This window comes from Bacteroidota bacterium, from assembly GCA_018266835.1.
Taxonomy (GTDB): Bacteria; Bacteroidota; Ignavibacteria; order Tepidaquicellales; family Tepidaquicellaceae; genus JAFDZO01.
Genome location: JAFDZP010000005.1, coordinates 141,338 through 167,338 on the forward strand (window position 1 = coordinate 141,338; position 26,001 = coordinate 167,338).

Annotated in this window: 18 protein-coding genes; 5 read left to right on the forward strand and 13 right to left on the reverse strand. The window is 35.0% G+C overall.

What is annotated here, in order from left to right:
- Nucleotides 1-62 precede the first annotated feature (62 nt).
- Both JST55_13540 and JST55_13545 read right to left on the reverse strand, forming a co-directional pair.
- Nucleotides 63-2,276 (reverse strand): zinc-dependent metalloprotease, encoded by a 2,214-nt coding sequence (locus JST55_13540; protein MBS1494532.1) that lies wholly within the window; start codon nucleotides 2,274-2,276, stop codon nucleotides 63-65.
- 115 nt (nucleotides 2,277-2,391) lie between these two features.
- A complete protein-coding gene (locus tag JST55_13545) occupies nucleotides 2,392-5,280 on the reverse strand; it encodes a hypothetical protein (protein ID MBS1494533.1) in 2,889 nt (962 codons plus the stop codon).
- Between the two features lie 72 nt (nucleotides 5,281-5,352).
- On the opposite strand from JST55_13545, the gene rfaE1 reads away from it, so the two are divergent.
- The 4 genes from rfaE1 to rnr are packed head-to-tail and all read left to right on the forward strand — an operon-like array spanning nucleotide 5,353 to nucleotide 13,631.
- Nucleotides 5,353-6,348 (forward strand): D-glycero-beta-D-manno-heptose-7-phosphate kinase, encoded by a 996-nt coding sequence (gene rfaE1, locus JST55_13550; protein ID MBS1494534.1) that lies wholly within the window; start codon nucleotides 5,353-5,355, stop codon nucleotides 6,346-6,348.
- Nucleotides 6,348-6,800: a D-glycero-beta-D-manno-heptose 1-phosphate adenylyltransferase gene (rfaE2, locus tag JST55_13555; GenBank protein ID MBS1494535.1), complete on the forward strand. Its 453-nt coding sequence runs from the start codon at nucleotides 6,348-6,350 to the stop codon at nucleotides 6,798-6,800. The genes rfaE1 and rfaE2 overlap by 1 nt, the downstream gene beginning before the upstream one ends.
- A 15-nt stretch (nucleotides 6,801-6,815) precedes the next feature.
- The gene (locus JST55_13560) at nucleotides 6,816-11,522 is read left to right on the forward strand and encodes a hypothetical protein (protein ID MBS1494536.1); all 4,707 of its coding nucleotides are present in this window, start codon (nucleotides 6,816-6,818) and stop codon (nucleotides 11,520-11,522) included.
- Between the two features lie 6 nt (nucleotides 11,523-11,528).
- Nucleotides 11,529-13,631, forward strand: coding sequence for a ribonuclease R (rnr, locus tag JST55_13565; protein ID MBS1494537.1), 2,103 nt, complete (start codon nucleotides 11,529-11,531; stop codon nucleotides 13,629-13,631).
- A 4-nt stretch (nucleotides 13,632-13,635) separates the two neighbouring features.
- On the opposite strand, the gene JST55_13570 is transcribed toward rnr, so the two are convergent.
- The 5 genes from JST55_13570 to JST55_13590 are packed head-to-tail and all read right to left on the reverse strand — an operon-like array spanning nucleotide 13,636 to nucleotide 18,573.
- Entirely contained in the window at nucleotides 13,636-14,976 is a 1,341-nt protein-coding gene (locus tag JST55_13570; protein MBS1494538.1) for an aminopeptidase P family protein, read from the reverse strand.
- Between the two features lie 25 nt (nucleotides 14,977-15,001).
- On the reverse strand, nucleotides 15,002-16,564 hold the full coding sequence (locus JST55_13575; GenBank protein ID MBS1494539.1) for an amidophosphoribosyltransferase: 1,563 nt from the start codon (nucleotides 16,562-16,564) through the stop codon (nucleotides 15,002-15,004).
- Nucleotides 16,531-17,610: a PHP domain-containing protein gene (locus JST55_13580; protein MBS1494540.1), complete on the reverse strand. Its 1,080-nt coding sequence runs from the start codon at nucleotides 17,608-17,610 to the stop codon at nucleotides 16,531-16,533. The genes JST55_13575 and JST55_13580 overlap by 34 nt, the downstream gene beginning before the upstream one ends.
- A gap of 27 nt (nucleotides 17,611-17,637) precedes the next feature.
- A complete protein-coding gene (locus JST55_13585) occupies nucleotides 17,638-18,162 on the reverse strand; it encodes a hypothetical protein (protein ID MBS1494541.1) in 525 nt (174 codons plus the stop codon).
- Nucleotides 18,163-18,573, reverse strand: coding sequence for a DUF2085 domain-containing protein (locus tag JST55_13590; protein ID MBS1494542.1), 411 nt, complete (start codon nucleotides 18,571-18,573; stop codon nucleotides 18,163-18,165).
- A 217-nt stretch (nucleotides 18,574-18,790) separates the two neighbouring features.
- On the opposite strand from JST55_13590, the gene JST55_13595 reads away from it, so the two are divergent.
- The gene (locus JST55_13595) at nucleotides 18,791-19,429 is read left to right on the forward strand and encodes a VTT domain-containing protein (GenBank protein MBS1494543.1); all 639 of its coding nucleotides are present in this window, start codon (nucleotides 18,791-18,793) and stop codon (nucleotides 19,427-19,429) included.
- Here JST55_13595 and JST55_13600 read toward each other — a convergent pair.
- The 6 genes from JST55_13600 to JST55_13625 all read right to left on the reverse strand — a co-directional run bounded on the left by JST55_13600 (nucleotide 19,426) and on the right by JST55_13625 (nucleotide 25,480).
- On the reverse strand, nucleotides 19,426-20,364 hold the full coding sequence (locus JST55_13600; GenBank protein ID MBS1494544.1) for a flippase-like domain-containing protein: 939 nt from the start codon (nucleotides 20,362-20,364) through the stop codon (nucleotides 19,426-19,428). The two genes, JST55_13595 and JST55_13600, sit on opposite strands and share 4 nt — an antisense overlap.
- Nucleotides 20,365-20,521: 157 nt before the next feature.
- Nucleotides 20,522-21,160, reverse strand: coding sequence for an outer membrane lipoprotein chaperone LolA (gene lolA / locus JST55_13605; protein MBS1494545.1), 639 nt, complete (start codon nucleotides 21,158-21,160; stop codon nucleotides 20,522-20,524).
- Nucleotides 21,161-21,247: 87 nt separating this feature from the next.
- Complete coding sequence (locus JST55_13610) at nucleotides 21,248-22,036, reverse strand: DUF3108 domain-containing protein (protein ID MBS1494546.1); 789 nt, start codon at nucleotides 22,034-22,036, stop codon at nucleotides 21,248-21,250.
- 66 nt (nucleotides 22,037-22,102) lie between these two features.
- The gene (locus JST55_13615; GenBank protein MBS1494547.1) at nucleotides 22,103-23,698 is read right to left on the reverse strand and encodes a S41 family peptidase; all 1,596 of its coding nucleotides are present in this window, start codon (nucleotides 23,696-23,698) and stop codon (nucleotides 22,103-22,105) included.
- Between the two features lie 70 nt (nucleotides 23,699-23,768).
- Nucleotides 23,769-24,188 (reverse strand): OsmC family protein, encoded by a 420-nt coding sequence (locus JST55_13620; GenBank protein ID MBS1494548.1) that lies wholly within the window; start codon nucleotides 24,186-24,188, stop codon nucleotides 23,769-23,771.
- Between the two features lie 44 nt (nucleotides 24,189-24,232).
- Nucleotides 24,233-25,480 carry a cystathionine gamma-synthase family protein gene (locus tag JST55_13625; protein MBS1494549.1) on the reverse strand — a complete coding sequence of 416 codons (1,248 nt, stop codon included), beginning with the start codon at nucleotides 25,478-25,480 and terminating at the stop codon, nucleotides 24,233-24,235.
- Between the last annotated feature and the right edge of the window lie 521 nt (nucleotides 25,481-26,001).

The window sequence follows — 26,001 nt, forward strand, 5'->3', positions numbered from 1 at the left end:
AAAACCTGCCTTAGAAATTACACGGCAGGTTTAAAATTACTAAATACTTATGAATAAAAAATCTATTTTATAAGCACCATCTTTCTTGTTTCTACAAAACTGTTTGTCTCAATTTTATAAAAATATGTTCCGCTTGCTAATCGCGCGCCATCGAAATCGGTTTCGTAAACTCCTGCCTGCAGTCTTTCATTAACTAATTCAGAAACAACTTTTCCTGATAAGTCATACACAGTAATTTTCACAAATTCATCCTTCGGTATTTCAAATTTTATTTTTGTAACAGGATTAAAAGGATTCGGATAATTTGTATATAGCTTATGCTCAGTTGGAATTACTGATGAAATATTATTTACTCCGACGGTATGAGTTTTAATTGTAAGAATTCTTATTTCGCTTGTGAGTGAATCAGCATTAAGATAAGAAGTCGCTGCCCATCCGCAAAGAACTGAATCCCCTGTTACTACAAATAATGCAGCAAGCGAATCCAGCTTACTCTTCGTGACTGTAAACCGAGCAGCTTTACCATTTGAATCTGAAGGAAGAGAAACAAACTGCCCGCCGATTTTTTTAATTTTGAATTTATAATTTATCTCAGGAAGAGTCCCTGAAGGAGTCCAGCTGAAAACAATCTTCGATGTATCTATTGGAGTTGTTGTAAATGCCGTTGAGTTAGCAGGAGAGATTAAACTCACACCTGTCATTGTTGCCTTAATGGTAAAGACATTATCGACTGTATCTGCAAGAGAAGGATTGCCTGCATCATAAATTTTTATTTTACAATTTGAGCTTGTAGAAATATAAGGCACTGTCCATACATAATAATGCTGCTGAGCAGGAACATTTGTTGCAAGTGAAGTCCATGAAGTTCCGTTATTTGTAGTCAGGTCAATATTAAAGTTTGCTGTTGAAGAAGTCCCCCAGTATAAGTACTGCTGAGTGCTTGTAGCAAATGATTCCCCGCCTTGTGGAAAAGATAAAAGTAAAGCATTAGGAGCAGCAGATATGCACGAAGAATTTTCTGCGCTTGTTCTTATAAGCGCTTTAGGCAGCGGACCGAAGCCTAATCTTAAATCAATGCTGCCTGTCAGGTGGCAGTAACTCATAATTGTACCTACTCGCGGCTTGTTAGGACCGTTGTAACAATTGCCTTCTATAGTATAGCAAGTATCAATCGGACCGCCGGGCCAGCTGCAGTTATGTGTATGCGATGAACCAAAGTTATGTCCCATTTCATGTGCAACAACCATTACGTCCCATGAGTACAGTGGCAGCGGACTGTACGCCCCAATAATATTACTGAAACCGTAACCGTTGCCGTTAGTTGGTGAATTGCAAAGAACATCAACAAATGCAATGCCTCCAAGTCCGCCTGTTCTGCGTGTAATAAAATGCGCAAGTGTTCTGTTCACACTTGAGAAGTGTCCGTTCCAGTAATTTGTAAACTGAGTAAGAAGCGCATTGGAAGTTGTTCCTGTGTACGGGTCAGTTGTAGTCCATATATTTATAAATGGCACAACAATTTTTACATTTATATCCCTGTTATAAATTGCAGAGACAACACTGAACAGCGCAAGTGTATTTGCAGTGGTATTCGGGATTGATGAGCCGTAAGTTGCGTATGTTATTTTATCTATTTCAACAGCAATATTTGCCTGAAGAAAAGTATTGCTCACTATATCGGGGTTCAGATTTTCCATTTCGTGCTTAACTCTTTCAGGAATTCCAAACGCCTCGCTTCCGCAATGAAAATCATTTTTCACAAGCAGCTTGCTGTTCTCATAAAGAATGCAGTCATCAGATAAATTATTTTCATCAAGTGTTGAAAGCGCGTAAGTATTATTATCTGTAATAAGAATTCCTTTCACAAAAGTTTCCGACACACAAATGATTGCCATTGAGTTCATATCGTTATTATAAATTCCTTTGTAACATTTGAATGGAACGTCTGCCTTCATTGTTTTCATTCCGTTTTCAGTCATTTCGTTTATCACTGCATCAGGAGTAAGAATATTATACTCAGTCAGTTTCAAATCTGCACTTATATTTTCATCAACGGGAATTGTAAGATTTAAAAATTTTGAAGATGAGCTTAATATCTGACGGATAGCGTCTTTATTTACTGTGAGAAATTTCGGAGCGCTTACTTCTTTTATATACTTACCTGATAAGTTCTGAGCCTTTGATGTGGCAGTTTTGGTGAATAGCGGTAAATTTTCACCGTAAGAACTCACAGGTAAATACAGCAATACAAGTACAAGGAAAAATAATTTTTGCATTTTAGTTTTTTGAATTAATTGAATTTATTTGGCAAGCAATCTCCGTGTACAAATTATTGCCGCTCACTTACATATTCAATAGTATTATGAGTGCGGGGTAAAAAATTTTTATATCTTATTTTATTTTTTCATCAAGTACTGCAGACAAAATTTCTTTTCTGTTTTTAATCCATTCCAGGAATAAACCATTTGCGGATTTTTCTCTTTGATTCAATACATCTATCAGATTATACTTTATTACTTCTTCGTAACTTATATTCTGATTCAATATTTTATCGAAAACTTCTTTAAATTTATTTTCTTCCAGTGCAGAAATTGAATACACAAACTGCTGGAAGGCAAGCCTGTCAGATGTGAATCCCGATATATCTTTATCAGTTACTTCATTTTGATTCCAGTAACTTTTCAATGCTTCAGATGCAATAAATCTTGGTCCGTAATAATCATTGAACAAAAGTTTTTTATATGCTTCAAAACTCTGAGGTGATTTATAATTCTTCAATGCATGGGCAATATCTTTATATAAAATTTTGTTGTCAGAATCTTCGTTTACTAACTGCAAAAGTCTATCTGACATCTGATTGATAAACCCTGAATCATAAGTTGTATCAAGTATAATTTTTCCTAATGCATTTATTGCAGAAGATCTTACTCTTACATTTTCATCATAAGTTAGTTCATACAATTCTTCTTTAGCAGATGAATTCCTGGTCTCGCCAAAAAGATAACAGATAAATGAAAGCTGATTATCGTTTAGCGATGCTAACTTAACTCTCATGTTAGGTTGAATTCCTGATTTTGACCTTAATGTTTTCCTGATTTCACTTTTAAAAACCTCTGCCATAGAGTAACCAATTTTAAAAGCAAGATTTCTTAAAACAAGACTTACCCTGTGGTCATCTGTATCCAAATATTTTAAAATATATTCTGCGGTGTTAATGCTGTCTTCAACTAATTTATTAAATCCGTACTCCTGCCATTTAGAAAATCTTGGCTCGATTGTTTTTGCCATTACAAAATATTCTTCAAGCGAATAATTTTTTGAAGTGTTCACTTCTACTTTATAATTATCTCCGCTGACCTGATTTGGAATTTCATCCTGAGAAGGATAATCATTGAATGAACCCCATAACGACCCATTGCTTATTGTGCTGTCATATCCCGGCTGTGAATAAAAGTCCGTTCCGCTTCCGTCAAGAAATATTCCAAGGCTGCCGTACTCTCTTCTTGGATTTCCATATCCTCTGCAATTGCCCGGCTCTTTATTTAAGTATCCGTCCCTTCCCTCTTCATCTATGAACATTCCTATTCCGTTTGCATTACCTGCTCCCTGTGAAAGCGAGTAAGCTGAATAATTATCATTTCCTTTTTTGTCATACAGTAAACCGAAGCCGTAATCATGTCCGCAACCCTGCGAAACTCCGTCCGACTGATAAAAATCCCAGCCTTCATCATCTTCAAGCAAGCCGACAGCCAAGTGAATGCCCGCGCCTTGCGCATACTGATAACTGTTATATTTATCGTTGCCTTTTTTATCAATAAGAACTCCTAGACCGTACCAGTAACCGCCGCCCTGTCCGAAAATATCTGTATTGTAAACGTCATTGCCTTCGCAGTCAAGCAGCAGACCGATTCCTCCCGCATAGTAAGGACGAAGACCGAGTCCGTATCCCTGGCACATTGAAACATAATGGTCTTCATATCTTCCGATATCAAGTGAGTGAGGAGAAATTAAATAAGAGTCATTCCCTTTTTCATCTATAATTGCGCCGATTCCCTGAGTCATTCCAAATGCCTGCGAGCATGTATTTGATATATACATATCGTTTCCGTTTTTGTCATACAACAAACCAATGCCGAAACATCCTGCTCCCTGTGAGAACGCATTTCCCTCGTAAATATCATCACCTGCTTCATCGTAAAGTAAACCAATGCCGCCGATGGCTGCGCCGAGCGAACCGTTCTTTGATTTGTAAACATCATTGCCTTCTTTATCAAAAATCATTGAAGTGGAAAACACTGCTCCTGCCAAGCCGAAGTCATCGTATGTATTATAAAAATCATTTCCGGCAAAATCCATTATGCACTGAAAATTATTTCCTGTAAGGATTTCATTCTTCATATTGTAAACATCATCACCGCCGATATCGATTATTAAATCAAAGTGTCCGTTGTAAATATTTTTTCCTTCCGTGCCAATTGCAATACGAACGTCTCCGTCATCGTGATAGTAATAAAAATCTCCATCAACGTATTGATTGGAGATGTATTGTTTAGGAAGATTTTTTAATAGAGAAATTTTCTCCTTCGCATTTTCATATATATTCAAAAAATCATTTGAAGCCCAAATAGAATTTTCAAGTATTCTTACTAAATCAAGTTTGGATAACAGGTCTAAAGTTTGGCGAGATATTTTCCAAGAAGAATCTCTTGATGTATTAAATTTGAAAATGTCCGAATTATTATCATCGGTTCCATCTTCGGTGTCTTCGATTATTGAAAACAAATTTTTCTTTAAGAATTTAAGTTCCTCAGAATTAAATTTATCATTTAAAAAAAAGATTTCACCAGCTCTGTAATCATAAACATTTCTAACTGCATCTCCAAAAAGATTTTTTAAAATTTGTGGTTCATTTGAATCAATAGTTTTAAGTGACCTGAGTCCCCTAATAGTGTGTAATTGATAATTTTGAATAATCTTGTAATAAAAGTTATCTAAAATTTTTGATAAATTAAATTTATCCATATCTTTCATCTCCTCCATAAACTCAAAAGATTTCAACGGAGACTCCATAATCTCCTTTACTTTCAGTAATAATAACTTCGATTGATTCGTCGGTGATTTATCTTTATCGGTCGTAATAGGAATGGTAATATCCTTCTCGCTCAGTCCTCTGAAAGAAAGAGTTTTATCAAGCTTGGAATGAATATTTTCCTGCGTATTTTGCTGAGCAAAACCGGAAACAAATACAGATGTTATTAGTATTATAAGTAATAATTTCATAAGCGGTTTAATCAATTGGATTACATTGCAAACTACATTGAATAAGCAAAGTATAAAAGGTATTTTTACCGAATGAATTTAAAAGACTTAAACTCCATATTTTCACAGGCAAACGGCAAAAAAATTGTCGTTATCGGCGATATAATGCTCGACAGATATTTGCTTGGAAACGTAACTCGCATTTCACCGGAAGCGCCCGTGCAGGTATTCGATATCGGTACATCGGAAAACAAACTCGGCGGCGCAGCAAATGTTGCTTACAATATTAAAACTCTAGGAGCAGAACCGCTTTTAATCGGCGTCTGCGGAAACGATGACGAAGGCAAAATTTTAAAAAATGTTTTTAAAGGACTTGGAATAAACACAGACGGAATAATCTGTGAAGAGAACAGAAACACAACTTGCAAGACAAGAGTAATTGCAGCGGCGCATCATCTTATAAGATTAGACAGCGAAAGCAGAACAAGTATTTCAGATGAATCAAATAAAAATGTTTTATCGCTTCTTGAAAAAAATAAAAATGAATTTGAAATAATTATTCTTGAAGATTATAACAAAGGTGTATTAACAAAATCTCTAATACATTCTATTATTGATTTTGCAAAAAAGAATAACAAAAAAATTCTTGTCGATCCTAAGTTTGAAAACTTCTTTGAGTACAAAGATGTCTTCTTATTCAAGCCGAACAGAAAAGAACTTGAAGATGCAATTTTAAAAAGAACATCAGATATCGAAGAGCTTATTGAACAGGCTATGGAATTTATAAAAAAATTAAATTGCAAAAATTTAGTTCTGACTTTAGGCGAACACGGAATGTTACTTATTGAAAATGATAACGGTGTAATTGAAATAGAAAGAGTGCCGACACAAGCAAGAAAAGTTTCAGATGTATCCGGCGCAGGCGATACGGTTATCTCTACAATTGCAGTCTGCCTTGCAGGCGGAGCATCAGTAAAGGATAGTGTCATAACGGCGAACATTGCTGCGGGACTTGTAGTTGAAGAAGTAGGTATAGTTCCGATTGAAAAAAATAAATTAATAGAGCATATCTCGGAGAACGGAAATTAATGGACTCAGTATTTGAAAAAATTGCAGCACTGAAAAAAGAAGGAAAGAAAATAGTTTTCACTAACGGAGTATTTGATATAATTCATCGCGGACATGTTGCATACCTTAATGAAGCGAAAGCGCTTGGTGATTATTTAATTGTCGGACTTAACGCAGATGCATCTGTGAAAAGATTAAAGGGAGATTCACGACCTGTTAATAAAGAACAGGACAGAAAATTTGTAATGGAAAATCTTAAAGCAGTTGATGACGTAACAATTTTCACTGAAGACACTCCGTTCAATTTAATTTCAAAAATCATTCCCGATATACTAGTAAAGGGCGGCGACTGGAAAGAAGACCAGATCGTCGGTAGTGATATTGTAAAACAAAACGGCGGTAAAGTATTCAGCCTTAAGTTTATAGATAACTACTCAACCACAGGAATAATAGAAAAAATAATCAAGCTTTAATAGAATATAAGCTGAATGTCAGATAACGATATAGAAAATATCACAAACCCTAAGCCACCTGATGAGCCGAAGCAAGAAGAGTCTAAAAAAATTGAGTCATCAGAGAAACCTATTAAAAAAAAGAGAAGCTTCTTAGGAAAGCTTTTCAGATTTTGCTTATATACTTTTCTTGGCTTTCTTATTTTCTTAATCGGATTATTTTTCTTCCTTCAGACTTCATTCGCAAAGAACTGGATACTTCATTACGCAATAGATAAAGTAAATGAATCATTAGTCAGCAAGCAAAGCCGCATTGATGCAGAGTCAATTGAAGGCAGCATCATCAGTGGACTCAGATTAAATAAAGCTAGCGTCATTGTAAAAAGTGATACATTACTAAAATTAAATTACATCGAGCTCGGCTATGACTTATGGGGAATCCCTAACAAGAATGTTTATGTAAGCAAAGTTATTCTTAATAATCCTACAATAAATCTTACCAAGGTAAATTTCACAAAAGATAGCCTGATGTGGAATCTTAATTATATTTTAAGAAGCGATAAAGAAGAACCCGAAGATACTACTAAAAAACCATTTGACTGGAAGATAACTGCAGATAAAATTGAGATCGTTAATGGTAACTTCAGAATTCTTGAGAATAAAAATTCAACTCTGCCTATCGGTCAAATTCCCGTTACCAACATTGAGCACTTCGGAATAAAGAATCTTTTTGTTAAAAATTTTAACTTAGAGCTTGCAGCAAAAATTTATCCTGATGTAAAGAGTGTAGATATTAAGAAAATTAATTTTTCAACAAATTCAGCACTGACGGTAAAGAACTTAAGCCTGCAGGCAAAGCTTCAGAAGAATAAATTTACTCAGGTTACAAATTTAAATCTTACCACCCCGCGGACTAAAGTTGATATAAAGACTGTTCAGCTTGATGACTTTGACCCGCTTGAACAGAAAGTTGAATACGAAAAATTCGATGACAGAATAATGACAATCGATTTATTAACTGATAAGTTCGATTTTGATGATCTGAAATTTTTTCTTCCTGATTTAGATTTCCTTGACGGACGCGTATATTTAAACTTCAAAGCGAAAGGAAAGTACAACAATTTTGCTCTGGATAAACTTTATCTGAAAACGGATAATTCTGTTTATGATTTTGCAGGTACTATAAAAAACCTAGATGAGCCGTCAAAACTTTATCTTGATATAACATCCAACAAATCTGAAATTGACCCTATTGATACTAAACTCATTATTCCCGGACTTCCCGTCCCTGACTACAGCCACTTAGGAAAAGTTTACGCTGATTTTCATTTCGTAGGTGAGCCGACAGATTTTACTGCTGATATTGATATCAATTCATCGGCAGGAAATATTTCAGGTAAAGGTTCATTGAATCTTAAACCTAACGAAGCAGTTTATAAAGGCAATTTTAAAACGAACAGTTTCAACTTAGGAAAGGTCCTTAAAGAAAAAAGTTTAGAAGGAAATATAACCGGTGAGATAAATGCTGAGGGTGTAAGCTTCGACTACAAAAAAATGCGTACAAAGCTGGTGTATGATATCCGCGAGAGCAATATATTCGAGCAGCATATAAATAAATCCTCAGGTACAATTATTTTAAATAATGGCACTGCTGATTTGAATGTTATCTATAATACAAATTACGGGAATAGTTCTGTAGATGGTAAAGTAGTGTTCAGAGATTTTAAGAATTTGCAATATGATGTAAAAGGTAATATTCAAAATCTTAATATAGCCGGCATTACAAAAAACAGCGCGCAGGAAAGTAACCTGAACTTTACTTATAATATAAAAGGCAACGGTACAACATTAGCCGGAATTACCGGTGACTTTCAGTTGAATTTCTCAAAATCTTACTATGCTAAATACCAGATACCGGAATCACCAATGACGGGATTCATCCATAAGAATGGAGACTCGACTGATATTTCTTTAAAATCTAATTTCCTTGAACTACGCGCATCAGGACTTTATTCATTAGCCACTTTGCCTATAGTTGTTGCATCTAATATTGAAAAAGTCTCATCGAATATTGGTCAAATTTTTGCAAAAGATTCTGTTACTCAAAACGTCTCAATAAAAATTGATAGTACAATCAGGCGCTCATTCAATACTCAGGTTACTGCAATTCCCGATAGTTTCAGATTTACTTATGATATAAAAATAATTGACTTCAAACCGATTGCATCTTTAATTCAGTACAATGATTTAGATATTATTATTGATATGAAAGGCAGAGTTGCAAACACAAATAATAGATTTGTATTTGCAGTTGATACAGGGAAAGTTACGAAATTAGTTTATCAGGATTCACTGCTGAGAGTTTCCAAGGCGAATTTATCAATGAGAATCTCAAGCAATAATAAACAGAACATTAACGGAGTAAATGCACGGATAAATTTTGTTTCTGATTCACTAAGAGTTATCGGTACTAAATTCGACAGCACGTATTTATTCGTGAACTACAGAGATAACAATAATACTTTTATTACGCGTCTTGTAAAAGATTCTACATTACAATTTGGTTCAAAGGGGAGATTCACACTTGACCCTATACAATCGGTTTTCATTGTTGATAGTCTTGCTTTCAAAGCAGGAAAATATTTATTCAGAGATACAGACTCATTGCTCTTCTATTTCGTAAATGACAATGGGGAAAGATATTTTGATGTAAAACATTTCAGGCTTGAGCAAGGAAGGCAGCGGGCTAATATTGAAGGAGTTTATTCATTAGACGGCAGCAGTGATATAAAAGTAACATTAAATAATCTAAGCATTGCAGAAATTCAAAAATACATTAAGCCTGGTATTGAACCTGAAGAACAAATAAGAGGTAACTTCCGACGTGTTGAAGTTGTGTTTAAAGGTGATTTGAAAAATCCCCTTTTCCATTTCGAAGCTAACTCAGACATGTTAAGCATGGGTAATACTTCTATTGGTAGAATTGATGCTCTTGCCGATTACAAAGAATATAAACTGATTCCTGATATTGCCTTCTATAATCAGAGTAACGTTGGTAATGCAAAGATAACAGGAAACTTCCCTATCTATTTATCTTTCACAGATGCCGATACTGCAATTATCAGAGAGAAGATGCAGACTGACCTTATAAAATTGAATCTTGCAGCAAACAATTATCAGATAAGAATTATAGAGCAGATACTTCCTTTCACTTCAAATCTTGCCGGAACGCTTAACGGAAAAATTGATATCGGCGGAACAAGTTCTAAACCTCAGCTTACAGGAGCTATGACTGTAAGAAACGGTTCATTTAATGTCGACCTCACTAAAATGTATTATAGATTTGAAGCAGATATGTCAACTGAAGGACAAAAACTATTGTTGAATAATTCAAAACTCTATACTCCCGATGAAGACAGCAGATTTATAACTACTACAGGTTATATTGATTTCAGTAATCTGAAATTAAGTGATATTGATTTATATATGACTGGTGATGTAAAACTATTTGATAAAAATAACGGTAATACAGATTTAGGTTTGATGGGAGATTTATACGGGGGAAGCGGTACTCCCCAGCTGCACTTAAAGGGCAATGATCAGTCAATGCTGCTAAATGGAAATCTTACATTGAAAAAAGGAAACATAACAATAAATCCTTTCCAGCAGGAAACTCTTGATCTGTACGCAGATGATTTTAATTACAAGCTTGTATATGATTCAACTTCATTTATGGCTGATAGTTTATTATATTATGTTTCAAAGCTGACTGACAGTATAAAACAAAAAAATAAAAAGGAATGGAATCCTTTCGAACGTTACATTATTGCACAGGAAGATTCGAGCTTGAACAAACCGATTCCAAGAAGTTCATTTATTTATGATATAGTTGTTACCAACGAAACACCGATATTTTTGAGATTTATTACTAACCCAAAGTACAAACAGGAATTTTTCGGTGACGTTAATATGAATTTATTTGTTGATAATAGAAGTACCGGAAACATGGAAGCTAGAGGCAATGTGATTTTAGGAGACAACTCTTATTATAAATTTTATAAAAACTTTAAAGCAAGCGGAACAGTTAAGTTCAACGGACCAATAAAAAATCCGGAGCTTGATATTCAGGCAGAATATTCCGGAACAGTTCCTTCTGATAACCCTACTGAAGCTCCTATAAATGTAGATTTGCAACTAGCTGTTACCGGAGATGCAACGAATCCTAAATTGGAATGGAAGTTATATAAAGCAGGAGTTCTGGATAACTCGGCAGATCCTTCTCAGCAGGCAATTAGTTTTATTTTATTTGGTACATTAAATTTAAATGCCTCACAACAGGTTACACTTGCTTCAACTGTTGGCGCGAATGTTGGTTCAGTAATTTTATCGAATTATTTTTCTTCGTTCATACAAAATATTTTACCGTTCATTGTAAATACTGATATCAACTATGTAAATTCTCAGTCAGGTTCAATTGCTCAAAATACGGATATAAGAATTACTGCTGAGTTCGGTGATGCAGTAGTCAGAGTCGGCGGTCAGGTATTCGATAATGTTGGTAATACAAGTTTTGTAATACAATATCCTTTGGGAAAACTTTTAAATCTTAAGGGTATCTCAAGTAATTTATTTATTCAAATTGAAAGAACTGTAGATCCTTTAAACTCAACAAGTTCAAATCTGTCTCTGGTTTCATCAGATATCAGAACTGGAGCTACAATTTATTATAGAATTAAATTCTAAACGCCTATCAAACTCAAAAATCAAATAGCGCACTTCTTTAAGAAGAATCAGGAACAGAAGTTCAAACTTCATGCGCTCTTAAAGAATCTAAATCTCCCGCGATTTAAACTGGAAGCACTGAGAAATATTCTTTATGATTTAATGGATGAAGGAATTGTTTCCAAAGACGGCAAACTATACTTTTTTAATAAGGCACCTAAGTTTGCTAACCTTGAAGGAGTAATTGATTTTGGAAGTGACGGTCGTTTCGAAATTAAACATTTTGATACTCAGGGAAATGAAGTTCGATACAAAGTTATTGGTACCAGTAATAAAGATATGAGCCTTGGCGATAAGGTAGAGTTTCAACTTAAAGATATGGATGGATTTACATTTGCAGAGATTGTAAATATTCAAAGAAAAGAACTAAAATTCATTACTGGTGATTTTGAAAATAACAGGAGCTACGGAACAGTATTTCCGGATTCACGCACAATAAAAAAGAATATTTATATTGAAAAGAGCTCGTTTAACGGAGCAAAAGACGGCGATAAAGTTTATGTAGAAATTTTAAATCCCGATGCAATAACAAATGAGTTTACCGATTTAAAAGGAATTGTAAAAGAAGTTTTAGGTAAGTCCGGCGATTCGGAAGCTGAACTTAATTCCATTGCAAAGAAATTTAATCTTGAAAAGGATTTCCCTCCTAATGTAATTAAAGAAGCAGAGTCGATTAAATTTGTTTCCGAAACTAAAGGAAGATTAGATCTAAGAGAAGAAACTATATTCACAATTGACCCTCTTGATGCAAGAGATTTTGATGATGCAGTCTCGCTTGAAAAGACGAAAGATGGGTTTTTGCTCGGTGTTCATATAGCCGATGTATCTCACTATGTAAAAGAAGGAAGTGAGTTGGATAAAGAAGCATCAAAAAGAGGAACAAGTGTTTATCTTGTTGATGGAGTTATTCCGATGCTTCCTGAAAATCTATCAAATGATATATGCTCGTTAAAGCCGAACGTTGACCGCTTAACATTTTCAATCTTTATAAATCTCACAAAAAAATATACAATAAAAAATTTTGAGATAAAGAAGACGATTATAAATAGTAAGAGAAGATTTACCTATGAAGAAGCGCAGGAAATAATCGAAACAAAAAAAGGTGACTTTGCTAAAGAGCTGCAATTAATGTCCAAGGTATCAAAATGCCTTACAGAGAACAGAATAAAAGGTGGCGGACTGGATTTTGATTCCCCCGAAGTGAAATTTGTTTTCAATAAAAAAGGAAAGGTTATAAAGATTGTTCCGAAAGAAAGATTGGGTACGATGCGCCTTATCGAAGAGTTTATGCTGCTTGCAAATATCTGCGCAACATTGTATGTGAAAAATTTGCAGAAGGATTCTGAGATGCTGTATCCTTTTATTTACAGAGTGCATGATAATCCCGATATCGAAAAATTAAAAAATCTTTCTGAGTTTGTTCATCAGTTCGGATATAAAGTAGACATTAATAATAAAGATTCACTCGGAGAACTTCTTGAACAAGTAAAAGGAAAACCTGAAGAATATATTATAAATGATTTGCTAATCCGTTCCATGGCAAAGGCAATTTATACGCATAAAAATATCGGACACTATGGACTTGGCTTTGACCACTACACACACTTTACATCCCCTATCAGAAGATATCCGGATTTAATAGTGCACAGGGTTTTATTTGATTATATTACAGCTAAGAAAAATATAAATAAAGTTGTTCAGCATTATAACCAGATTCTTCCTGATATTTGCAAAAGAAGCTCCGAACGCGAACAAAATGCAGTCGCTGCCGAGCGTGAATCAATTAAGATAAAACAAATTGAATATCTGCAAAGCAGAATCGGTGAAGAGTACGACGGTATTATTTCAGGTATCGTTCAGTTCGGAGTATATGTACAGATAAATGATATTCTGATTGAAGGTATGGTAAGATTTAAAGATATTGAAGACGATTATTACGAGTATGATGATAAGAGGCACATTGCAATCGGGCGAAGAACTAAGAGAGTTCTCCGCGCCGGTGATAAAGTCAGAATTGCAGTTTCAAGAGTGAATATGTTCTCGAAGAAAATAGATTTTGCAATAGTATAATTTATTAATTTCTGGTCTCAGCCATTAATCTTTCAATGTCGTCAATTTCCTTGACGGCATTTTTTGTTAAATTAAGGCAGCCGTTTTTTCCTATGACAACGTCGTCCTCGATGCGGACTCCTATTCCCCAGTATTTTTTGGGAACATCTCTTGAACCGATTGGAAAATACAATCCCGGTTCAATTGTAATCACATCTCCAACGACTAATTTATCTCCCATATCTTTATTTATTCTGTAAGGAACTGCATCGTGAGTATCTAATCCTATGTGATGTCCAACACCATGTATAGTATATTTCTTGTAAAGTTTTTTATTTTTTAAAATTCCTTTTGCCGCCATTGCATCTGCAAGAAATCTGTCGCAATAATTTTTCAGCTCATCCATACTAGCACCTTCTTTGGATTTCTTTATGCAATTTTTATTTGCATCAAGAACGATTTCATATATTTCGCGCTGCTCTTTTGAAAATTTTCCTGAGTTAGGATATGTTCTGGTGATGTCGGAGCAGTAATATCCGTACTCAGCGCCCGAATCAATCAGGATTAACTCCCCTTCTTTTAACGTATCATTATTTTCTTCATAGTGAAGAATGTTTGCATGATTTCCCGATGCGCATATTGGCGGGTAAGCATTATCTGATGAGCCGTTGAATTTATAATTGTACTCAAGATTAGCCTGAACCTGATATTCCTTCATTCCAGACTTAATTTTTTTCAGCGTATCATTGAATGCATTTGCAGAAATATCGGCTGCTGCCTGCATCATCTTCAGTTCGTAAGTGGTTTTTCTTCTTCGCATTTTACCGAGTAAATATGTTGAGTCAAGAATCTGTAACGAGGGTGCAAGACTTCTTATTCCGTCAAGAAACTGAGTTGTAAATTCTTTTAATTCACCTGTAAGACTGATAAGGTCAGCAATATTTATATATAATTTTTTATAACCTTTAAATAAACTATAATTCAGAAAATCAGGTAAGTCAAAATTTTCTTTTGCGTCGGCAATTCCTAATTCTCTTTTCACATTATCTTTGCCTAAACGAACACCTGTCCAGGTTTCTTTTGTTTCATCTTTCTCCTGAACGAACAATATTTCTTTCGATGTGCTTTCTTTTTTCGAATCATAATCATAATATTTTATCCCGCCGCCGGAAAGCATGAGGACTGAATCCGGTTCAAGAAAACCTGTCAGGTAATAAAAATTCTTGTGCTGTCTGAAATTATAATTCGCATCGTACGATTTATTTATATGCGTATTGCCGAATATAACTGCAATGGAATCATCTCCCATCAGTTTTGCGAATTCGTCTCTTCTTGATTTGTGAAACTCCAGTTGTTCTTTATTCATTTAATTTTTCTAGTTAAAAATTATTTTAATCGTCTAAATTGCTCTTCGAAAATTCATCTAATCCTTCTATCTGAATCGGATAATTTCCTGTGAAGCAGGCAGTACAAAACCCTGTTTCAGGGTGAGTTTTAGGAACGCTTTCCAACAGCTTTTCCTCTGTTAAATATGCCAGCGAAGTTACTCCAAGAGAATCTCTTATCTCCTCTATATTCTGATTTTTTTGGTTTGCAATAAGCTCAGCCTTAGAGGGAAAATCCATTCCGTAATAGCATGGAGAAACTATCGGCGGTGAAGTAATTTTTAGATGTATCTCTTTAGGATTCGCTTTCTTTAGTAAATCAACAAGCAGCTTTGAAGTTGTGCCCCTCACAATAGAATCATCTATCATCACAACTTTTCTATCGGCAAGCACACCTTTAACAATATTAAATTTAGTCCTTACCTTCATTTCTCTTTTGTCCTGACCGGGCTGAATAAATGTTCTTCCGACATAGTGGCTTCTTATCAATCCTATTTCATTTTTTATATCCTGATTGTGTTTTACTGCTTCACTAAAATAGCCGAGCGTTGCAGTGTTCGATGAATCAGGAACGTTTATAACAACTACTCTTTTCGGGTCGCTTTCTTTTTTTGGCGGCTGACTTTCAAGAGCAAGATTTTTTCCTATACGTCTTCTTACCTTATCAACTTTTTCTTCAAAGACTATGCTGTCAGGTCTTGAAAAATATATATATTCAAATATACAGTGCTTGTACTGGTCAACTTTCTTAAATATTATAGATTTCTCTTTCTGCGTTTCAATAACATCCTTATCAATCGTAATCATTTCTCCCGGCATAACATCTCTTACATAATCAGCATTAATAATATCCAGCGCACATGTTTCCGATGCAAATACAAAACTATCGCCAAGCTTTCCCATACAAAACGGCCTCACGCCATACGGGTCCCTTATTGCAAAAAGTTTGTCATCAGTTAAGATGCAAATTGAATACGCACCTCTTATATACGAAACTGCATCAAGTATTTTATCCTCGATAGTTTCCTTCTTGCTTCGCGCAATTAAGTGAAGTAAAAGTTCACTATCCGTTGAAGTCTGAAACAGCGTTCCTTCGTTCTGCAGATAATTACGGAGTTCTTTTGTATTTGTTAGGTTTCCGTTGTGAGATAATGCGAGATTACCGCCTTTGAAATTTACTTTGAAGGGCTGTATGTTTGTTCTCTTATCGGAAGCACCTGTAGTAGAATATCTCGTATGCCCAATTGCAGCATTTCCCTTTAATACATCCGTGAGAATTTTTTCATCGCGGAAAACATTCGATACCAGTCCGTGATCTTTATGAATATTAAACCTATATCTTTTCTCGTCGGGTAGAAATTCAGAAGAGACAATTCCTGCTGCTTCCTGTCCCCTGTGCTGAAGTGAATGAAGTCCGTAGTAAGTCATTATTCCCGCTTCAGGATTATTATAAATTCCAAATACTCCGCAATTCGAATTAATTGCGCTTTCTTTCTTTTTATACTCTTTTACTTTTTTTATCAAGTTAATGTAGTTTAAAGTACTCTTATATGATTTGAAAAAATCCATCCTTTATCCTGTTTCCAGCACTCAATTCTGTAGCATCCCTTTTCATCGGAGTCCCATATACATTCCATGGATTCAAACTCATCTATACAAACTCCGTCCTTTATTAATCTTACTCTTGCTTTCTCCGGAATTAATGCGCGAAGAATTATTTTTTTATCGGGATTATCATAGATTATCTCATCTCCCATAATGTATGTCCTACCGTTGTAATCAGCAAAAAATCTGAATCCTTTACCGCTGCCATGATATGTATTTACAATAAAAGAATTTCCATTCTTCAATGCTTCAAGAATTTTATTCCTGTCATGATGATATGTCTGAGGATTATTTTTTTTAATTTCAGTCTCTAGCAGAACGTTTGTTCTTATTGATTTAAACAAAACCTTATAAGGGAATATTTCAACTTCATAAAATCCCATAATATTTTGTTTGTGTGCGTGTGCATCAATTCCTCCCATGGCAACAACTTTTCTTTTTGTATTAAGGTCGTCCCATTTCTTTAAAGTTGTTTCAGGCGGAGCCACAATAGAACGCAAAGGATGGATAAATCTTTGCAGTTTATTTTTTTCATTCATACCTTCAATCCACTCGCTCATGTGATTCCATATTTCTATTCCCGTAAACTCTGCATCCCAAGCCTGCCAAGGATAAGAAGGATGGTCAGGTAATAATTTTCTTTTTTCATCAGGGTGGGCAGTAAAACCAAATCCCCCTTCTTCATTTATTTTCTTAACGTATTCTTCAGCAGTTAGGATTGAACCAAGCTCTCCGTCATCTAATTTCTCATAAGACCCGATTACTTTCTCCAACCCGAATGTTAAATAATGGTTTTTGTTCTGCAAGTCATTCATTTCATATCCGACAATCAGCATGGAATCATTGTACCATTTCTCGTAACCGTCATCCTTCGCCTTCATTGTATTATGGTCAGTCAGAATTGCGAAGTCAAGATTTGTTTCATTTGCAAAGCGCATAATATCCGGTACAGTACCTGTCCCATCGGAATAAGTTGAATGTATATGAATTGCGCCGGAGTACTCGAACATAAAATATCTTTATTCTTTAATTTGTATTTACTGTATTGGTATATTTGGCTGCTGTAAATTTTTCTTTTTATAAATCTGATAAGCTATGAAACTTCCCAGCATACCGAACAAAGGATACAGAATAATATTCATAACAAATGTTATGATTATAAGCGTCGGTGAAAATCCAAATTTGGTAAACTCCTGTGAAAGTTTTTCCATTATCTGCATTGCTTCAGGCGGCATTTCTTTTCCCATCTGACTCATCATGTCCATTATTTCTGCAATCGGATTCGTTTTTGAAAACAAACTTATTACGAGAGTTACACCTGTGTTAATAACAGCAGAAATAATTCCTGAAAGCAGTCCTATCAAAATTGAATCTTTTTGAGTCAGCAGTAAGTTATTGCTTATCAGCTGCCTTGAGTAATACGTTACTCCGATAAATCCTCCTAATATTATTCCCATACAGCAAAATGTATTTACAAGATTCAATAAAGGCACTGATGATAAAATCACCATTATTGATGCGCTTAAAATAACAGGAGTAAGTTTATTGGGTGAGTTATTCATTTATACTTTTATTTTTTTATAGAAGGAATTAAAAATATCATTTACTAATTTTACAAATCCGGGAATTAAGAAAAACGGAAGCATAAATCCTGCAATACCGCCTGTAAGACTTCTTGTCAAAAATGAATTTGTCATTAAACCGAAAACATCTAAAAGAGCATCTGCTGCAATAAGAAAAACCGGAATTATCAAGAACCAGATTGAGGGGAGTTCTGTATTACTCAATTTAAACTTTACAGGATAAAAAATAACTGCGATTAAAAATCCCAAATAAATGCTTGTGCATCGCGAACACACTGCAAACTTATACCCCAGCAGATGAAACGAACGCGCATCCTGCTGATGACAAATGGGTGTAAAAAAATAATATATGAAGACCGAAATTTTTGCAAAAACTCCGCCTATTTCCATAAATAAAGGAGCAAGTATAATAGCAGAGCACCAGACAATTGAGGCTATTAAAAAAGTTAAATATACTCTCTTAGAATACTTAATATGGATATCAGAACTTTCGATTATATAAAATAAATAATAAAAGATTAAAGATTAATTTATAAATTTATTCTGAATTTTTTAATCTGTAATTTATGGGCTTAATCAAATTTTTAAAGACTTATTTTAAGACTTAATGGACGCAATAATTGAATTTTTCAAGAACCTCTACAATTACGAAGCACTTATTAAAATGGTGGGCTTTTATGGCGTAATAGCTATTGTATTTGCTGAAACAGGACTGCTTATCGGATTTTTTCTACCGGGTGACTCATTATTATTAACAGCAGGCTTACTCACAGCAACTAATTTTCTCGGAGTAGATATTACAACACTTATTGTTGCGTTAGTGCTCGCAGCCGTAATTGGAGATAACTGCGGATACTGGTTTGGAAGATTAACAGGTGAAAAAATATTTGCAAGGAAAGATTCAAAACTCTTCAAACAAAAATATCTTACCAGCGCGAAAGAATTTTACGAAAAACATGGCGGCAAAGCAATTATATACGCGCGCTTTGTTCCCTTCGCAAGAACTTTTGCTCCTATAGTAGCAGGCGTTGCAAAAATGCCTTACCAAAAATATGTTACATTCAGTATTTCAGGAGGTATTCTGTGGATTGCATCAATGTCACTTGCAGGATATTTCTTCGGACAGATTCCTGTTGTAAAACAAAATTTTGAAAAAGTAGTAATACTTGTGATTGTGCTATCAGTGCTGCCGATTGTTATCGGATATTTTAAGGAAAGAAAGAAAAAGAAAGCAGCAAAAGCTTAACTCTGCAGATCTTTTACTTTGTAGTTTTCTTTGAAGAAATAATAAGCGCCGATTAATATTTGTAATATAAACCCTGTTAAGTGATTTACCGTTGCATAACCGAATGCAACTTCCCTGTCTATTCCAAAAATATTTACCAGTGTACCTGTGCAAATGTAGTGGAATGCCCCTGCTGAATTCCCGGGCAGCGGTAAAAACATTGCAAATGTTATCATTGTCAGAACAAGATTTGCATCGACTAAATTCAGGTTGTTTATTCCGCATGCAAAAAATGTAATATATGCTGAAAGCAAATACATTATCCATATCAGAACGGTATATATAAATATCGGCAGGTAATCTTTTGGATATTTGATAAATAAGAAACCGCTCATTGTTGAGCTAAAGAATTTTTTTATTTTTATCTGAAATTTTTCAGGAAAAAATTTAGATGTGATTTTTTCTATTATATGCTCTGACTTCTCAAAGTTAAAAATTACCACAATAATAAAAACAATAACAGCTAAAGTGCCCAGTGAAGATATTAGCGCGATTTTTTCAACATTATATTCCGGGAAAGCAGCCCCAAGTTTATCTCTGAAGGCAAACAATGAAATCCCAAATGCGCCAAGTACACTAAGCACATCAAAAATTCTTTCAACTAATATTGTGCCGAATGATGCTGCCTTTGAAATATCTTCGTTACGCGCAAGAATAATCGGACGGGTAAACTCTCCCCCTCTTGGAATAACTGAGTTAAGCATGTAGCCAATCATAATCGGAGGAAAAAGATTTTTCATTGAGATATTTTCCTTGATGGGATTTAAAAAATACCTCCAGCGCAAAGCTCTGAAATAGCTGCCTATCAAAACTCCCACTAATCCCCCTGCAATGGCAAGGAAATAGTTTGTTTTCTTAAGCTCGTTTACAAGATCATCAAAATTGACTGAACGCAATGCAAGCCACAGAAATAGTGCCAGCAGAGCTGTTATAATAACAAACTTTAATATTTTTTTAAGAGTGGGATTCAGAGTAAAAAGCTAAAATAAAAAAAGTTAAGTGCAGATTTACACTTAACTTTTAAATAAAAATCTTTCAAAAATAATTCCAATTTTATCTCATATCAATTACTTCAACATCAGCAGGCGGTGAAAAAGTAAACTTTGATGAAGCAACACCGGCATCAAGATTTACATCTTTCAATGTATATGTATTTGTTCCTTCTTTGGAATTTACGGTAATTTTTTTGATTATGTAATCATTCTTATCAATCCAAATCTTTGCCGACTTTATATTCCCTTTGCTTCTTGGTGAAAGCTTTAATACATAGCAGTCAATAGAACCGACTTTATCTTCGCCGTCTAAATCAGAATAAAAATTTTCAGGATATGTAAATAAAAATTTGTTCGGCGAAAAAGTGCTGCCGTCATCTTTATAATTATCTATTACAACCTGTTTCTTCTTAGGTGAGTAAGTCCATGAAGTTGTGCCGTCAGTAATAATTACCTGTCCGCCGGTTTCAATTCTATACTTGTTGGTTTTCTTGATATAGATTGTTCCTGAAGCAGATTGTGATTTTCCCCCTGAGCCTTTATAGCTTTGAGAAAATGTTGCCTTTGCATCGGAAATACTTTCGTATTTATCCTGTGTTTTTTTAATAATGTCCTGAGCAGTTTGCGAATAGGAATCTTTTATTCCTATTGTTAGTGCTGCAGCTATTAATACGTATTTAAGTATGTTTATTTTTTTCATAATTCTTAAAATAGCTATATTTTAGTTGGTTTTCAATTTAGTAAAAATGGGATGGGGTTGTAAAGCTTTGAATGTAAAATGTAGAAATTAATGTTTGAATACAGGCGGCTTCCAGTTTGTTTTTTTGTATGATGCAAGTTCAAGTGTGATACTTCCTATTAAAACGTTAAGTTGTGCTTTTATCGGAACTCTGTATTCATCATCGGAAAACCAGCCGACAAACTCCCCTGTTAATCCGAATATCCCCGTAAAGTCCGCTACTCCTGCAATTTTAATAACCGATATATCATAATCTACAGCGCCAACCGAAACAACATCTTTATTAATATTGAATGAATACTTTACCGAGCTCTGCGCTTCATTTATAAATATCGGGATATTATAATTTTTATTTGCGAAAGAATTCATTCTCGCAGAATAAAAAATAGATAACCCGTCCTGAAATCTTATACCTTTATTGAATGAAATAGTTTCATTTCTTTCCGTTTTATTGTTCGTTTCTTTCAGGACTTTTACTTTATTCGAATCATAATTAAATCTGTAGTCAGTCTTTGCAATATCCTTATTCTTAAATTCAGTCGCAAAAAATTTCTTTGAGTAAAGCTGCTCTTTGTTCTGCTCCATTTCTGATTCAAATATATTATTCAGAGTAACAAATGGCACACCGTCATAACTTTTAATGTAAGCTATAGCATTGCACGTTTTTTTTCCTTCATCGGTTTCTATCTTAGTCATCTTTATCTTTACTTCACCGAGCTTTATAAATCCGAAATAAACGATATACTTCAGCTCTTCACCCTGGTCAAGAACTTTGGTTTGACTGTAAGCGCTACAGGCAAATCCGGTTAACAATAATATTAAAGCTAATCGTTTCAATTTATATAAATGAAAATGGTTTATCCGCTATATAAATATACGCGATAAACCATTTCATTTGAAATTTTATTTTCTAAGGTTTCCTAAATCTTTTGCTTCGTCAAATAAAGTGATCGCTTTTAAGAACTGTTCATCTGATGTTACAAAAACTGCATAGCTTCCCTCATTGCCCCAGATATCTCTTGCAATCTGTGATTTTATGGAGACTTCTATGAAGCTCTTATCTTTATCAAATTCGCTTTGGTTCATTGCAACACCTTTGCTTTCAGCAAATTTTATAAAATCATTCATCATTGAAGATGAAATATTGAATCCGTCTCTGAATGCATTGTAGGATTTATATGTTCCCTCAATGTTCTTTCTGTTGTTCGACATATAATTTTCTGTGAACAGATACATCAGATTTTGTCTTCTCAACGAAACTGTGTAAGGTGTAAGAGTATCAAGCTTTACAATATAATCAGGAGTAATACCGCCGCCGCCGAATATAATTCTGCCGCCCATTGTTTTGAACTCAGGATGTGTAGAATCGGCTTTATCTTTTGTATGATTCAAATTGTCACCTTCGCTCTCGTCTCTTGCTAAGTCAGATTTATATTTACCGCCTTCATAAGGTTTCTGAATAGAACGCCCTACCGGAGTATAATATCTTGCAGTCGTTACTCTGAATGCTGATTGGTCAGGCAAGTCAAACTGTCTCTGAACGAGGCCTTTACCGAATGTAGTTTCACCTACAATCAAGCCTCTGTCCCAGTCCTGAACTGCTCCTGCAACAATTTCACTTGCAGATGCTGAACCGCTGTTAACTAATACTATTAACGGAACATCATTTAATTTTCCGCCTTCTGAATTATAAACTTCGTTGAAGTCAGCAATTCTGCTCTTTGTATATACAATCTTTCCGCCTTTTGGAATAAACTCACTTCCCATCTTAAATGCCTGGTCTAAATATCCGCCCGGGTTACCGCGTAAGTCAAGAACGAGCTTCTTCATACCTTCGCCTTGCAGTTTCAAGTATGCTTTTGAGAATTCATCATAAGTTGTTGCTGAAAACTTTGATACTTTTATATAACCGATATCATTATTGTACATAAATGATGCATCGACGCTGTATAACGGAATTTTATCTCTTATTATTTCAAAATCCATCGTCTTATTACTTCCCGGTCTTGCAATTGTTACCACTACTTTTGTTCCCTTTTCTCCTCTGAGTTTTTTCGGAACGTCTTCACGTGTTAATTTTATTGCTGACTGTCCGTCAATCTTAACGATTTTATCTCCTGCTAATATGCCAAGCTTCTCTGATGGTCCACCTGAAATTGGAGAGACAATTGTAATCGTATCTGCTATGATGTCGAACTCAACTCCGATTCCTTCAAAGCTTCCCTGGAAATCTTCGTTAACTCTTTTCAACTGCTCTGCGCTTATATAAACTGAGTGAGGGTCAAGCTCTTCAAGCATGCCTTTTATAGCTGCTTCAGTAAGCTTCTGTGAATCAACTTCATCTACATAATATCTGGAAGTTATATTCAAAGCGTCGCTGAATTTTTTCACCTGTGCTGAAGTCTTGTCATCTGATACGGCATTCTGTATTTTTGTGCCTACAAAAAACGCCAGACCGACTATTAAAACATAAACTACTATTAAAAGTTTTTTATTCATTTTAAATTATTTTGATAAAAATAACATATAACCTATTTATAAGAAATACTATTAAAATCAGTATAAAGTTTCACTTTCTCTTCTCTAATGTCGTAATTATGGAATTGTTCCCCGCTTCCAGAATCCTTGAAATCGGGCACACATTCGCAATATATTTTACCCTGTCAAGCTGCGCATCATCAAGCTGACTTTTAACGATTATATTCCTTGAAAAAATATTCTTCGATGTTTTTTCAATAGTCTCAGTTTTCATATCCACATCTACAATAAGCTCCTCAATTTTCCAGCCTTTACGTTCCAGATACATACGGATTGTAATAGCAGTGCAGCTTGCAAGCGAGCCCGAAAGCAGCTCATAAGGGTTCATCCCTTCATCGCTTCCACCTTCTTCTACAGGTTCATCGGATATTACAGTATGTCCCTCTGTATGAAGAACGACTTTATACGAATTATTAAAAGATATTCCTCTGACTTTTTTCTTATCAGTCATATTTGTTTTATAAAAATTTTATCAAAATTATAAAATGCTCACGCTTATACGTGAGTTAAAGCTTCACCGATTACGTTTTCCAGGTCATAAACATTCTCAACACCTATCGATAATCTAATCAATTTATCCGTAATATTCATTGCTTCCCTGTGCTCCGGTTCAACTCCTGCATGAGTCATAGATGCAGGATGCTCGGCAAGAGATTCCGTACTGCCAAGACTTACTGCCAGCTTTATCAGCTTCAGATTATTTAAAAATCTGAAAGCTTCTTTTTCCCCGCCTTTAATATCGAACGATACCATCGCTCCGGGTGAAGAATATTGTCTCTTATAAATTTCATACTGTGCATCGGTTGGTTTCAACAATCCAAGATAATAAACTTTCTCTACCTTCGGATGATTGTTAAGATAATTTGCAATCACCTCTGCATTCTTTGCCTGCTGCTCCATCCTGACTTTTAGTGTTTCAAGACTTCTGAGCAATAACCATCCCGTCCACGGTCCCGCCATATTTCCTAAAAAAGTTCTAAGTGTTTTTACCCGTGACATAACTTCCTTCGAGCCAAGACATGCGCCTGCAATAACGTCGCTGTGTCCGCCGATATATTTCGTTGCGGAGTAAAGCACAAAGTCCGCTCCGTGTTTTAACGGATGCTGCCACAATGGTCCCATGTAAGTATTATCAACAGCAACGTAAACATTATTGTCTTCGTTTGAATATTTATCAGCAATGGCTTTACACATTTCAATATCTATCAATGCGTTCGTGGGGTTTGCGGGAGTCTCAATATAAATCATTCTAAGCTTATCGAATCTCTCTGAATTTTCTATCAGCGAAATCATTTCATCATACGATTGTCCCGGCTTAAACTCAAGCACGCTTACGTTTATCTTCTTCAAAAAATGATTTACAAAGTGGTCTGTACCTCCGTACAAAGGACTGCTGACCATTATCATATCTCCGGGTGAAAGAAATTCTAGCATCATTGTCGATATCGCAGACATACCGCTTTCAAACACTGCGCAGTCTTCAGCTTCATCCCAGAGTGTTAATCTATTCTCTAATATTTCTAAGTCAGGATTATTTATTCTGCTGTAAATCAGCCCAAGCTCTTCAGACGGCTTTTTATCACGAATGCCGTATGCAACTTCAAAGAAAGCCTTGCCTTCTTCCGCGCTTTTGAAACAAAAAGTTGAGGTCTGGAATATAGGACATTTAACTGCCCCTTCAGATAAGGCGGGTTTATATCCGTAGGACATCATTAGGCTTTCAGGTTTCATCTTCTGTAACATTTGATTCATTAATTCAATTAAGTAAATTAATTTGCCCGTTTACCCTGCATTAAGTTACGGATAGAATTGTGTAAATGTGAGTCAATAATAAATGAGAGAAGAGATTAGAAAGCTAGGATGCGAAACGAAGTATAAATCTCATCCTCATTTGGAGCTCAGCTCTTCGTCCCAAACCCCTGTTTGGGACGGAGTAAAAAAGCTGTTTTGAATTTTAATACCGCCCCCTCAGTTCCCCTCCTTATAAAGGAGGGGAAGAATTTTGGTGAAATATTTTAACACTTTGGTTTTACAAATTCTTTAAATGCTTAAGGACTAAATTCTTTATTAACCACCCCCTGCCCCCTCCTTGAAAAGGAGGGGGCACAAAAAAATTCATTATTCCGCCCTTTATAGGATGAAGTACTAATTACCTAATATGATTTCTTAAAATACTAACATCCCCCCTCCTTGAAAAGGAGGGGGAAGATTTATATTAAAATCTTTACATTCTATATTAGAGATAAAATCGAGCTGGCTTCCCC